The sequence below is a fragment of the Vibrio sp. HI00D65 genome, assembly GCF_001635455.1.
Lineage (GTDB): Bacteria > Pseudomonadota > Gammaproteobacteria > Enterobacterales > Vibrionaceae > Vibrio.
Genome location: NZ_LWEH01000150.1, coordinates 26620 through 39667, shown reverse-complemented (window position 1 = coordinate 39667; position 13048 = coordinate 26620). Strand labels below are relative to the sequence as shown.

At 43.3% G+C, this 13048-nt stretch carries 9 protein-coding genes and 2 pseudogenes; 4 read left to right on the top strand and 7 right to left on the bottom strand.

The features are described from left to right. Positions 1 to 611: 611 nt before the first annotated feature. Positions 612 to 2636 (bottom strand): DEAD/DEAH box helicase, encoded by a 2025-nt coding sequence (locus A3712_RS12775; protein ID WP_082856233.1) that lies wholly within the window; start codon positions 2634 to 2636, stop codon positions 612 to 614. Between the two features lie 308 nt (positions 2637 to 2944). Here A3712_RS12775 and rnb point away from each other — a divergent pair, with 308 nt between their 5' ends. After that, on the top strand, positions 2945 to 4954 hold the full coding sequence (rnb, locus tag A3712_RS12770; protein ID WP_063523754.1) for an exoribonuclease II: 2010 nt from the start codon (positions 2945 to 2947) through the stop codon (positions 4952 to 4954). Between the two features lie 162 nt (positions 4955 to 5116). Next, entirely contained in the window at positions 5117 to 5947 is an 831-nt protein-coding gene (locus A3712_RS12765) for a helix-turn-helix domain-containing protein (RefSeq protein ID WP_063523753.1), read from the top strand. Between the two features lie 89 nt (positions 5948 to 6036). Here the strand turns inward: A3712_RS12765 and A3712_RS12760 are convergent, their stop codons facing one another. Continuing rightward, entirely contained in the window at positions 6037 to 6399 is a 363-nt protein-coding gene (locus A3712_RS12760) for a DUF3024 domain-containing protein (protein ID WP_063523752.1), read from the bottom strand. Between the two features lie 256 nt (positions 6400 to 6655). Between A3712_RS12760 and A3712_RS12755 the strand changes: the two genes are divergently transcribed. After that, positions 6656 to 7471, top strand: coding sequence for a phosphate ABC transporter substrate-binding protein (locus A3712_RS12755; RefSeq protein WP_063523751.1), 816 nt, complete (start codon positions 6656 to 6658; stop codon positions 7469 to 7471). Positions 7472 to 7562: 91 nt separating this feature from the next. Here A3712_RS12755 and A3712_RS12750 read toward each other — a convergent pair whose 3' ends face one another. Both A3712_RS12750 and A3712_RS12745 read right to left on the bottom strand, forming a co-directional pair. Further along, the gene (locus A3712_RS12750) at positions 7563 to 8240 is read right to left on the bottom strand and encodes a MaoC family dehydratase (protein ID WP_063523750.1); all 678 of its coding nucleotides are present in this window, start codon (positions 8238 to 8240) and stop codon (positions 7563 to 7565) included. Between the two features lie 334 nt (positions 8241 to 8574). Continuing rightward, positions 8575 to 9108, bottom strand: a pseudogene (locus tag A3712_RS12745) (efflux RND transporter permease subunit); the annotation flags it as partial. 542 nt (positions 9109 to 9650) lie between these two features. Here A3712_RS12745 and A3712_RS12740 point away from each other — a divergent pair. Beyond that, on the top strand, positions 9651 to 10094 hold the full coding sequence (locus tag A3712_RS12740) for a dCMP deaminase family protein (protein WP_063523748.1): 444 nt from the start codon (positions 9651 to 9653) through the stop codon (positions 10092 to 10094). An 86-nt stretch (positions 10095 to 10180) separates the two neighbouring features. Here A3712_RS12740 and A3712_RS12735 read toward each other — a convergent pair whose 3' ends face one another. The 3 genes and pseudogenes from A3712_RS12735 to pepT all read right to left on the bottom strand — a co-directional run bounded on the left by A3712_RS12735 (position 10181) and on the right by pepT (position 12954). Beyond that, positions 10181 to 11023 carry a mechanosensitive ion channel family protein gene (locus tag A3712_RS12735; RefSeq protein WP_063523747.1) on the bottom strand — a complete coding sequence of 281 codons (843 nt, stop codon included), beginning with the start codon at positions 11021 to 11023 and terminating at the stop codon, positions 10181 to 10183. Between the two features lie 155 nt (positions 11024 to 11178). Then, positions 11179 to 11646 (bottom strand): DM13 domain-containing protein, encoded by a 468-nt coding sequence (locus A3712_RS12730; protein WP_063523746.1) that lies wholly within the window; start codon positions 11644 to 11646, stop codon positions 11179 to 11181. A 76-nt stretch (positions 11647 to 11722) separates the two neighbouring features. Then, positions 11723 to 12954, bottom strand: a pseudogene (gene pepT / locus A3712_RS12725) (peptidase T). Positions 12955 to 13048: the final 94 nt, after the last annotated feature.

Below are 13048 nucleotides of genomic sequence, written 5' to 3'. Positions count from 1 at the left end.
TACTTCAATTTTAGTTAAGCCCATTATTCAATAATTTTTGAATCTTTCAACTTTTGTTTTTAAAAAATCACCAAATGAACACAATTAAGTTGATCTTAGTCATCATTTTATTTATTTCGAGAGCAAAATTAAAAAATAGTTGAATATGAAAACGAACAAACTGACAAGGTAAACGACTGCTTAAACTATTTTTAACTTGATTTGAGTGATCCGGTAGGCGGTCAACATCATAATATGAAGCAACAACATTCGCTCTATCCAACACTCTCCATTCTCTCGAAGTTGAGCCCTGCGTAAGCAGACTACATAGCAATTTAAGAGGCTTTTATTACTACTACCTCAGCATGTAGCAGGTGATTTAAGTATAGTCTTATAACGCCATACAGCTATGTTAACGGAACAAGATAGAGTGATTGCTCCCTTTACCCGGAAGTTATAACGATCATTTCTAACTGGGTTGCAGAGGTAATATCAATATTGGCGTGAAGTAAGGTGCGTTAGTTACGAGCAGTGCGGTCGGAAGAACGAACAAGCAGGCACAAAAAAAGCCGAGCATAATGCTCGGCTTTTCAATTCAGTGTCTATACTAGAGCGTCTAAGCTAAAGGTTGATTAACCTTCGTTGCGCTCTGGACGACGACCACGGTTACCGCCGTTGCCATGGCCACGTTCGCCACGGTAGTTGCCACGGTGATCACCACCTCGGTTACGGTCGAAACGACGCTCGCCATCACGGCCGCCTTCACGGTTACCATCGCGGTTACCATCGCGGTTACCGTCACGGTTGCCACGGTATCCACCGCGACCGCCTTCACGATTACCATCGCGGTTTCCGCGGTAACCACCACGACCACCATCACGACCGCCACGGCCACCGTTACCACGACGTGGTTCACGGAAATCGTTAAAGTCTACTACAACAGCGCCAGCTTCTTTTTGACGGATGCGTAGCTTGCTTAGTTTACCAGCAGTTTCAGAGTTCATTGCTTTTGGCAGTTGAACGTAAGTTGAACCTTGGTCAAGTTTGATAGCACCGATAGAACCTTTAGTTAGGCCAAGCTCGTTTGCTAGTGCGCCAACGATATCTTTAACCTGAACACCTTGCTCACGGCCAACTTGTAGTTGGTAAGTATCCCAGTCTTGAGTATTAAAGTCACGGCCACCGTTATCACGGTTTTCACGACGCTCTTTACGACGGTTCTTGTCACGCTCGATAGCAGCGATCATTGGGTCTTCACCAATGTAGAACAGTGGGCTCTTACCTTGCTGACGCTTAAGAAGCATTGCAGCTAGAGTAGCTGCATCAACGTCTAGAGACTCTTGCAGGGTAGTAATAAGACCTGAGAAGTTTTCTAGAGCTTTGCTTTCTTTCTCTGTTTCAAGTTCAGCGCCAAGCTTAGCAACGCGTGCAGCAGCAACTTGGTCACGTAGAGGAAGTTGGATTTCTTCCATTGTAGACTTAGTTACGCGCTCGATTGTGCGAAGCATACGAATTTGGTTTGTGCGAACTAGAAGGATCGCTTTACCTTTACGCCCAGCACGGCCAGTACGACCAATACGGTGGATGTAAGATTCGACATCGAATGGGATGTCGTAGTTGAATACGTGAGTGATACGTGGAACATCAAGACCACGAGCTACAACGTCAGTTGCAACTAGGATATCGATTACACCTTGTTTGATGTGATCAACAGTGCGCTCACGTAGAGACTGAGGAATATCACCGTGCAGTGCAGCAGCTTTGAAGCCACGTGCAGATAGCCAATCAGCTAGACGCTCAGTATCTTGACGAGTACGTACGAATACGATTGACGCGTCAGTTTCTTCAGTTTCTAGAAGACGAGACATTGCTTCGTCTTTTTCTACGCCTTTAACAACCCAGAAGTTCTGCGCTACTTTATCAACTGTGTGGTTAGTACCAGCAACGTCAACTTTTGCAGGGTTACGTAGGTAACGGTCAACAATTGTCTTAACCATTGGAGGCATAGTTGCAGAGAATAGTACACGTTGTGCAGATTCTGGCGCTTGCTCAAGGATCCAAGTAACGTCATCTACGAAGCCCATTTTTAGCATTTCATCTGCTTCATCAAGAACAAATGTATGTGCTTCATCTAGGTGTAGACGGTCACGAGTTAGTAAGTCTTTAACACGACCTGGAGTACCAACCACAATGTGAGCACCACGGTTTAGAGCGCGCATTTGGTCAACGATTGAAGCACCACCGTAGATTTCAATAACTTTAAGACCTTTGATGTCACGGCCTAGGTTTTTGATTTCCGCAGCAACTTGGATCGCTAGCTCACGAGTAGGAGCCATGATGATTGCTTGTGGTTTGTGTTGGTTTAGGTTGATTTTATTTAGTAAAGGCAGAGAGAATGCTGCTGTTTTACCTGTACCAGTCTGTGCTTTACCTAGTGCGTCACGGCCTTCAAGAAGAAGAGGAATAGCTGCTGCTTGGATTGGAGTTGGAGAAACGAAACCCATGCTATCAAGAGCTGAAAGGATGTTTTCGTTTAGGGCTAATTCATTAAATTGAATTACAGATTCGGACATTGGGATCCCACTATATATAAGTAAACAAAAGGTCCCGGGAGCTCTACCATTTCCAATACTGATCCAATCAGATACTGATTCCATTCAGAGTTACGAAGCAGTAATAAAACACTTCAAGCCATTAGGGACGTCTAAGGGAGGCGGATTATTCCTTAAATGCATAAAAAAAGCCAGAAAAAATTGAATTACATCACATATTTTTCGGTTTTCTTTCAATACTGGCTACCATATCGTCAAAACTTGATGAATATCTCGTCATAGCCGTTTACATCAATTGAATTGAACCTAGTAAATAAGATGACAATTAATTTACGCTCCTTTCGGCTTTAAGTAGTAATCAGGCTTCGCAATGATTATAGTGTGCTCAATTGTTCTCGTAAGATAAAAGTAAGATGTTTCAAGATAACCCTCTACTCGCTCAGCTTAAGCAACAAATCCAAGAAACCCTCCCGAAAAAGGAAGGCACAATCAAAGCCACTGAAAAAGGATTTGGTTTTCTAGAAGTAGATAGCAAGACTAGCTACTTCATCCCGCCACCGTATATGAAGAAATGCATTCATGGTGACAAAGTAGTCGCTATCATCCGTACTGAAAAAGAACGTGAAGTAGCTGAGCCAGAAGAACTAGTGGAACAAGGTCTTACTCGATTCATCGCACGAGTAAAGCTGTTCAAAGGTCGACTTAACGTTGTTCCTGATCACCCACAGCTGAAAAAGCTGCAACTTAAAGCTAAAGCTCAGAAAGGTTTAAACCCTGAGACGCTAAAAGAAGGCGACTGGGTTGTTGCACACATCATTCAGCACCCGCTAAAAGGCGATAATGGCTTCTTGGCGCAAATCTCAGAAAAGATCACTGACGCTGACGACAAGATCGCACCTTGGTGGGTAACTCTCGCACAAAACGACCTTCCAAACAGCGAGCCGGAAGGTATCGACAACTGGCAGATCAACGATGATGCCGATCTTGCACGTGTAGACATGACCCATGTTCCTTTTGTGACTATCGATGGCGAAAGCACAAAAGATATGGACGATGCGCTATACGCGAAAAAGAAAGAAAACGGCGATTTTGAACTGACTATAGCGATTGCTGATCCAACAGCGTATATCTCTCCAGATGATGTAATGGATAAAGTAGCTCGCGAGCGTGGCTTCACTATTTACCTACCTGGTCGTAACATCCCAATGTTACCTCGTGACCTTGCAGACAACTTATGTTCGCTTATCGAGAATGAAGTTCGCCCAGCTCTATGCTGCACAGTAACGGTCTCTAAAGATGGCGTTATTGGCGATGACATCAACTTCTTCGCAGCGAACATTAAATCTCACGCTCGTCTAGCGTACGACAACGTATCAGATTGGCTAGAAACAGGTACCTCAGAGAAGTGGCAACCATCTGAAGAGATCGCAGCGATTGTTTCTGATCTACACGAATTTGCACAAGCACGTTCAGTATGGCGCTCAGCAAACGCAGTGGTATTCCCAGATCGCCCTGACTACCGCTTTGAACTAAGTGAAGATAACGATGTTGTTGCTATTCACGCAGATATGCGTCGTAGTGCGAACAAGTTGGTTGAAGAGTCGATGATCAGCGCAAACATCTGTGCAGGTCGAGTGTTAAAAGAAAGCTTTAACCAAGGTGTGTTCAACTGCCACTCTGGTTTCAAAGCCGAGAAAATTGCAGACGTTCTTGAACTGGTTAACCCACAAGCAGAAACACCGTTCACAGAAGAGCAGATCGTTTCTCTTGAAGGCTTTGCAGCATTGCGCCGTTGGTTAGGTTCACTTGACAGCAATTACTACGACAACCGTATTCGTAAGTTCCAAGCGTACAGTGAAATCAGCAATGAGCCTGCACCACACTACGCAATGGGTCTAGACATTTACGCGACTTGGACGTCTCCAATTCGTAAATACGGTGACATGATTAACCACCGCATGCTGAAAGCACATATCCTTGGCAAAGCACCAATTCAAACGCCAGATGAAACGATCGGTGATGAACTTGCGGTACACCGCCGCCATCACGGTATGGCGGAGCGTAACGTTGGTGATTGGTTATATGCTCGCACCCTAGCTAACGCACCAGCAGAAGAAACACGCTTCCAAGCGGAGATCTTCGACATTAACCGTGCAGGTATGCGCGTTCGCTTGCTAGAGAATGGTGCCGCTGCATTTGTCCCTGGTTCTCTCATTCTCGATAATAAAGAAAGAATCGAGTGCAACAGTGATATGGGTACTGTATCTATCGATAAAGAAATGGTATACAAACTGGGAGACGTTTTAGAAGTCGTTCTCTCTGAAGTTAACCAAGAAAATCGTAATTTAGTAGCAAAGCCTACTCAAGTATTTGCGGACTTGCCTAGCGAGCCTGAGACAACAAACGAAACCGAAGCTCAATAGCTTTAACGGTTAGAGCTTTTAAGGTTACGGCTTTCAAGGTCAAAAGCTTAAAAGGTTCACTTCTAAAGGCGCTAATTATTAGCGCCTTTTTTGTAAATGTCTCGTGCTTAAACAATACTAAAATTAATAAGCAACTCGTTTACAACGCCAAAGAAGCACATTATGTCATCAATAACAGTTACTCAATTCAGAAACTTCATCCCCAGGAAACGAGAACGGTACCCCGCCTCTAAAAATGGTATTTTCATCGTTTCAAAAGGCTGTATTTCTTTCGTGCTCCCCGATGGGACTGAAGCCTCATTGCAGGCAGGCGATTTCACACTTTATAACTCAGGCCAAATCAAAGACATCACAGTAGATACAGAAAACGGCGAATTCAGCGCAACCTGCTTAGATTTTGATTTAGATATTTTCCAGAAGTTCAGTAACCAATTCAGTGACCTAGAATCCACTCGTGTCCCCAGCCAGTACATCAAATTCAACCAAACCGACACCGAGATCTGCGAACTGAAAAACCTCATCATGTCTTTAGCTCATTCTTCAACTAAAAATGACTACGCACTCAGTCAATTAGGGTTAGGTTTGCTCTCACTGATGGTCGAACAATACCCTGCACTGCTAGTTATCATCGCTCGAGCTTCAAGGTTAACGGTGACACAGAAAGTCATTCACTACATTGAACAAAATATTGAAAATAATATCTCTTTAGACACATTAGCCAGCTATATGGGAATGTCGCCGGCCACACTAAAGCGTCGTTTATCAGCTGAAGATCTTTCGTTTTCAAACTTGTTGAAGATCAAGCGTATTGCTCATGCCGCAACGCAGCTGAGAACGTCGACCAAATCCATTACCCAAATAGCTTATGAATCTGGCTTTAAGAGCGCCGCACATTTCAGTACCGCCTTTAAAACGTACCATGGAAAAACACCGAAAGATTTCCGGTCGCTTATTGCACAATCTCAACTGCAAAGCGTGAAACCTCAGGTTTAAGGAGTTGAGGTGAAAGATTTGGTTTCGGCACATCGAAGCCGATAGATTTAGGCGTTCTATCACCACCAGCTAAGACATAAGGTTGGTGGTTATGACCAAAAGTACGATTTGGGATCTTTTCCAATCTCAGCCAACACTGCTTCAAGGTCTTTCGATTTAGGAAGATAAGGGTAAGGTCCCCAAGCCACAGTATCAGACTGTGCATCATCTTCTAATGGCACTGTAATCAGCCAACATGCTGACGGCTCATCAAAAGTCACGCAGGCAATGTCGTTTGTGTAATTACTATGAGATGAGTCGAGCAGATAATGCGCCTGTGAGAACATCACACCGCCCTCACATTCTTCAAATAAGGATTTGCCTAAATCAACAGGTAAACTGCTATTACGGGAAGTACAGAGCTTTTCAGCCCCAACGAGAAGACGATTAAGTTCTATATGGATGACGGACATAACACTCCTTGTAACTTCATAGAAATTCTCAAAGTTGAAATTCCTTTTGAAAGCTTAGGACTCAACCAAGATTTTAGCGAACCCACCCCAACAAAATCCCGACCACGCTCCCATAAACCCGTCTTACTCACGTGAGGGGTCTCAAACCGAACATTCATTAGCCCTTTTCACCATAAGGCAAGCATATGGAATTTCACAAAAGTGTCATATAACCCACCTATGATATGCGACACATGTTATTAACTAGGAATTGTTTATGTTACGAGTCGCGCTTGCCTCTCTTTTATCGTTAGCCCTGTCTTCCCAAGCTGTTTTAGCGCAAGAAACCAATATTTCGGGCTCCACTTCTGTTTCTCGAGTGATGGACGTATTAGCAGAGGAGTACAACAAGACTCACCCTGAGAACTATATCGCGGTTCAAGGCATCGGCTCGACAGCGGGTATTACCTTGGTTAATAAAGGTGTGGCTGACATCGGCATGAGTTCACGTTACCTAACTGATCAAGAGCAGAGCGACAAACTCAAAGTATTCCCAATTGCTTTTGACGGTTTAGCTGTTGTAACTAATCGCTCAAATAGCGTGAATAACGTTTCTCGTGAGCAACTGTTTGATATCTACAAAGGTAAAATCACCAACTGGAAAGAAGTGGGTGGTGACGATCAACCTATCGCGGTTGTAACTCGTGAAGCGTCTTCAGGTTCACGCTACAGCTTTGAAAGCTTGCTTGGCTTAACGAAGATCATTAATGACCGTTTGGTGTCTGACATCAACCCAAATAACTTGGTAGTTAACAGTAACAGCATGGTTAAAACCATCGTGAACCACAACCCACACGCCATTGGTTTTATCTCTGTTGGTTCAATCGATCGTTCAATCAAGGCCATCACTTTTGAAGGTGTAGAACCGACATCTAAAAACATCGCTAACCATAGCTATGAGTTGGCTCGCCCATTCTTGTTGCTGCACAAGATTGATTCTGTTTCTGAAGAGAGCAAAGATTTCATTAAGTTTGTGAAATCTAAACAAGGCCAAGACCTTATTGAAGAATACGGCTACACTCGCATCAAATAAGTGAGTAAGTTTTGTCTTATGAAAACAAAAAGAGAGAGCATCACGCTCTCTCTTTTTTTGAATATTTATAAATCGCTTACTTACAAACCACTTAGAAGTGAAGTTGAATCACCGAAACGATAACCGCACCAGGTCGACGAACACCTTCGATTTCTACGCGAATCTCGCGTTCGACCTCTAGACCTTTCTTAATTGGTGTTACTTTTGTTAACGTACTTTTCGCACGAACGTTACTGCCCGATTTTACAGGGTATGGGAAACGAACTTGGTTAAGGCCAATGTTCACAACCATTTTAGCGGTTGGAAATTGAGACTTGTCAGGATCAACGCTGTCAGTCAAACGAGGAAGCAGGGACAAAGTTAAGAAACCATGTGCGATCGTCGTTTTGAAGGGAGAATCAGTTTCTGCTTTCTCAGGCTCAGTATGGATCCACTGCATATCTTCAGTCACAAGACCGAATTGGTTAATACGATCTTGGCTTACATTGATCCAGTCTCCAGTATGGATAACTTCACCAATCTTCTCGCTCAGCTCATCAAACACAAGTTGTGCTTCTGGCTTCAATACGATTGGCTGCTCTAATGGCACATCTTCGTTTACCGCAGGTTTGTGGTGATCACGAACCCATGCAAAGAAGTGGCTATTTTGTGTGCGGTTCAGAAAGTCTCCCCAGTAGTCTCTAAGAGCTGGAGACATCCATTGCATAAACTCTGAGTGTTGCGATGACAAGCTGTCGCCTCGGTGTTTAAATAAATCAATGACCTTCATAAGAACCTCAATGCACAAAAAATTTCAATATAACTTCGTAATTTTGAAACAGTTCACACTATTGTGCAAATAGTTTCGAGCATACAAGCGTTAGCTGAATAGCAATATTTCATTAATAAACATGCACTTATTAATAAAACATCATTTTATTAGAAAACCAAAAATAGAGTGTTAGCTCTATCGCATAATAAGAATTTGATTATATAAAAAGCGTTTTTATACATCTGAGTAATAGAAAAGACTTAGCAGACTGCTAAGCCTCAATTTTTACAAGGATTAAGTTTTTACAAGGATTTATTTTAAGAAGAATCCGCTTTATGAAAAGTGACTTCATCTACTCATCATCGAGTGGCACTAATTTCGTATTGCCGCCATGTGCTTTTCCACGCTTGCGTTGTACAAATGCATAGAAGCCTGGGATTAGGAATGTACCCGCCAACAACACACATAACAGACCACCGATCAGTTAAATACCCAGAGAGTTTTGTTGGCTCACGTAACCAGCACCGGCTGCAAAGATTAGTGGGAAGATACCCAAGATAAACGACCAAGACGTCATGTTCACAGCAGGGAAACGTAGCATACCGCCCTTCACAGCTGCATCGTCGATTGGTGCGTCTTTCTCTTCACGCTCGACCTTCGCAAATTCCACAATCAAAATTGCATTCTTTGCTGCCAAGGCTATCAAGAGAACCAAACCTATTTGCGCATACAAGTTTAACTGCGCGCCCGTAGGGTTCAGTGCCAAGAAGGAACCCAGAGTTGCAACCGGTACAACCAAGTTAATAGCAATCGGGATCTTCCAGCTCTCATACTGAGATACCATGAACAAATAAATAAAGATCAGTGCCAATGCGAAGGCAAAGATAAGGCTTAGCTTTACGTAGAGAAACAGTTTGGTCTTCAGCCATCGTGGTGTTGACATTCTCGATGTCCAAGAACGCATCATCTCCAGGATGCAAACGTACTAATCAAAAATACAGGGGTCGCAACAACAGGAACCAAAGTTGGAAGCGCGCTACCAAAGGTCAGGCAGGTTACTACAATAACGAGCCAAATCGCTTCGATTAATTATTTATACCTTTGATTAAATAAGCAGCAAAAAATGGTGTAGTAACTCGGTTCTGAACATTGACCCAAGCCATATCTGGGTCAGTACGAATATCAAAAGTTACGTTAAAGTTTTATGAACCATCGTTGACAACTTTTTAATATGCCCGAGGAATAACAATTATAACTCGCGAAAGTGTTTCAACTTGTAAATTGAAATTGGATATATATCAACCCTTTACAAACCATCAACAATTCATGATCAAATATACGTTTGTTACTTCCCCTCTCTGTATATATTGTCTAACATAATGTGGTTTCAATAATAAAAACTCATACTTCCTTGTTAAGGTAATTCGAATGATTTCAAAATGGGCAAAACGTTTCTATCAAATGGCGGAATTAGTCGGTTCCTGGAGTAAAGATCCGTCCACTCAAGTTGGTGCAGTTATCACCAAACACAACCGCATTGTTTCAGTTGGCTTTAATGGCTACCCTCATGGCGTATCAGATAGTGCTGACACTGACGAGCGTGAGATGAAATACCTGAAAACACTTCACGCAGAAGAGAACGCAATCTTGTTTGCTAAACGTGATTTAGACAGCTGTGAAATCTGGGTGACTCACTTCCCTTGTCCAAACTGTGCAGCAAAGATCATTCAAACTGGTATTTCTACGGTTCACTGCCCAGAGCAAAGTGAAGACTTCCTTTCTCGCTGGGGAGACAAAATCAAGGTGAGCCAAGATATGTTTGAGCAAGCAGGTGTACAAGTCGATTGGTTGCCACTGGCAGACCTTGACTAAGCGAGCAGATAGCAAGAACAAAAAAGCCGAGAGTCGATATTATCACTCTCGGCTTTCTTTTGTTTGGGGCTCAGCTGAATGCAGGATCAAGCGCTGACAGGAAATGCTTCAGCATACGCTTCCATGAAATCTTTACGAATCTCTTGCTCTAAGTGAACCGCCTTCTCGGTTGGGCAGAAAATCATAAAATGGACCTCTTGCTCACCCGTCGAACTGCTTGTGATGTGAATATGAGGCTCTGAACCCGGAAGGTCGACGCCAGCATGCTTTTCAATGACGCTGTTATAACGACGCGCAACATCAATGAACTCTTCACAATGCTCTTCAATTTTCGAGATTAAGCCAGGTACCATTGGGTAGAGGTTCACGAAGTCTTTCACTGTCACCGTGAAGTTATGATAAACGTAGCGTTTCATAAAGTTGAGGTTCTTGACTGGGTAAATAAAGAACATGCTGTTAGGTAGCGTGGCCGTCTTGCCAGTGAAGTGGTATTGCCCATGATAAAGGTCGATTTCCTGAATCACTGTCGCCATCAAGTTGTGTTCGATCACTTCACCACTAATTTTACCCACTTCAATCCAATCACCAATTCGGAAAGACCGGGAGCTGGCGCGTTGAATCGAGCCGGTGAAACACAAAATGATCTCTTTCGAAGCCACTACGATCGCAACGGCAATCGCTGTTACTGAGAGAGCAAACTCACTAATTTCAGACTTCCAGAGGAGGAAAAGCGTAATGACAATAATCGCAAAGGTGCCATTTTTAGTGCGGGACATCCAATTACGTTGGTCTTCGCTAAGGAAAGCAACATCACCCCTAATTTGAGACAATGTGATTCGGCGGATAATTAAAACCAGGCTGATAATCAGCGCACTAAAAATAAACTTATGAGCGAGTAGAAAATCTATTACTTGCCACACTTTTTCCATTACTTAATCCTTAGCATTACAACGTTTAGCTTTACGACGGCTAGCGGTACAACAACTAGCAGCTTTAACAACAAAGCAGCTTAAAACTGCGCTATGAAAAAGCGCTCAATTCTAGAGCGCTCGATTTCATACATATTTCAGCTAGGGTGAGGCTATCATTTTATCTTGGCAGAAGTAATAAATTGGCCAAAAGTTTCACACCAAATCACAACGGTATTAAATCGATTAAGATCAGTACCTTCCGGTAGTTCAACCATAAAACGGTCAAATGTTTTGACATCTCCGACTCTAAGTAACTCGCTCTTACTGTCATTAAAGGCTTGCTCGGTTTCAATGAACTTAGGAGAAAGGTAAACCTTGTAGTCCGGCCCTGGAGCAAGTTCGCCTTCAAACGCAATTGCACTTTCTGAAACCGAAACAATACCCTCGCCCCAATGTAAGAAATCACTGTCTTGGCGGTCTCTAGTGAACTCACCAGTATAAATGGCCTGTTGGCTGATCGCTTCAACCGAGCTCGAAGATGGAGAATCAGGCTCAATTAAGATGGGTAATGCGTAAACACCAAGCCCAAAACCAACAGCACCCACGGCTAGGTGGGTGCAGAGTAAAACTAACTTTTTCATCGCATACTCCCTTATGTTTAAAGAGAGTATTATTGAATACTCCAAAAAATACAAAGAGATATCGTGTTAAAGGCCGCTATTTTTGGTAGTAAGCGGCTGTGCGTTGCGATAACTCAACAATCACTTTTACCGCTTGTTCCATGCCCTGAATAGTGATGAACTCATGAATACCGTGGAAATTGTAACCTCCAGTAAAGATATTCGGGCATGGCAAACCCATGAATGACAAGCGAGAACCGTCTGTACCACCTCGGATCGGTTTGATCATCGGCTCCACATCGCACTCGATCATCGCTTGCTTCGCCAACTCAATAATATGCTGATGGGGTTCAACCATCTCTTTCATATTGAAGTAGCTACCGGTAAGAACCAATTCCACATGCCCTTTCTCAAGACGCTCATTCAATTCATCGACTTTCTGTTGCATGAATGCCTTACGCGCTTCTACGCCTTCGCGCTCAAAGTCGCGAATGATGTAACCTAGCTCAGAGCGAGCGACACCCATTTCCGCTGACTTCAAGTGGTAGAAACCTTCATAGCCTTCAGTGCATTCTGGCCTTTCTTGTGATGGCATCATCAATTGGAACTGCGCAGCAATGTTCATCGAGTTCACCATCTTACCTTTTGCGGTACCTGGGTGAACGTTGACACCATGACAGATAACATCCGCACTTTTGGCATTGAAGTTCTCAAATTCCAACTCACCAACGGGTCCACCATCAATGGTGTACGCCCATTCGGCACCAAACTTTTCAACATTAAACAAATCCGCACCACGACCGATCTCTTCGTCTGGCGTGAAACCAATGCAAATGTCACCGTGTTTGATTTCAGGGTTTGCTTTTAGATAAGCGATAGCACTGATGATTTCAGCGATACTCGCTTTGTTGTCTGCACCCAATAAAGTCATGCCATCGGTAGTAATAAGGTCATGACCATGCAAAGCATCAAAATCAGGGTATTGGCTTGGATTCAAGCTTTCACCACTCGTGCCAAGCTCGATGGTTCCGCCTTGATAATCTTTAATCACTTGAGGTTTTACATTCGCGCCGGATGCGTCAGGAGCGGTATCCATGTGTGCGACAAACCAATAACAGGTACAGCGTAATCTACATTCGAGGGCAACTTTGCCATCAAATATCCATTTTCATCCAAAGATACATCTGTTAGGTCTAAGGCGGTCAATTCTGACTTCAAGGCTTCAGCAAAGGTGATTTGACCCGGTGAACTTGGGCACTGCTGATTCGAAGGATCAGATTTAGTATCAAAAGTAACGTAATTCAGGAAACGTTCTACAAGCTTTTCCATAATTCATCTCACCATGGATTAAGTAATTGATTTACTGAATTAATTATTAGATACGTGTACAGAGTCAGTAGCGAGGTGTTTCATATTACGCCCC

Excerpts from the sequence above, each read along its gene's own strand:
- A3712_RS12765 (WP_063523753.1), top strand. The coding sequence starts at position 5,117 with ATGTCATCAATAACAGTTACTCAATTCAGAAACTTCATCCCCAGGAAA.
- A3712_RS12740 (WP_063523748.1), top strand. The coding sequence starts at position 9,651 with ATGATTTCAAAATGGGCAAAACGTTTCTATCAAATGGCGGAATTAGTC.
- A3712_RS12750 (WP_063523750.1), bottom strand. The coding sequence starts at position 8,240 with ATGAAGGTCATTGATTTATTTAAACACCGAGGCGACAGCTTGTCATCG.
- A3712_RS12755 (WP_063523751.1), top strand. The coding sequence starts at position 6,656 with ATGTTACGAGTCGCGCTTGCCTCTCTTTTATCGTTAGCCCTGTCTTCC.
- A3712_RS12730 (WP_063523746.1), bottom strand. The coding sequence starts at position 11,646 with ATGAAAAAGTTAGTTTTACTCTGCACCCACCTAGCCGTGGGTGCTGTT.
- rnb (WP_063523754.1), top strand. The coding sequence starts at position 2,945 with ATGTTTCAAGATAACCCTCTACTCGCTCAGCTTAAGCAACAAATCCAA.
- A3712_RS12735 (WP_063523747.1), bottom strand. The coding sequence starts at position 11,023 with ATGGAAAAAGTGTGGCAAGTAATAGATTTTCTACTCGCTCATAAGTTT.
- A3712_RS12760 (WP_063523752.1), bottom strand. The coding sequence starts at position 6,399 with ATGTCCGTCATCCATATAGAACTTAATCGTCTTCTCGTTGGGGCTGAA.
- A3712_RS12775 (WP_082856233.1), bottom strand. The coding sequence starts at position 2,636 with ATGGAATCAGTATCTGATTGGATCAGTATTGGAAATGGTAGAGCTCCC.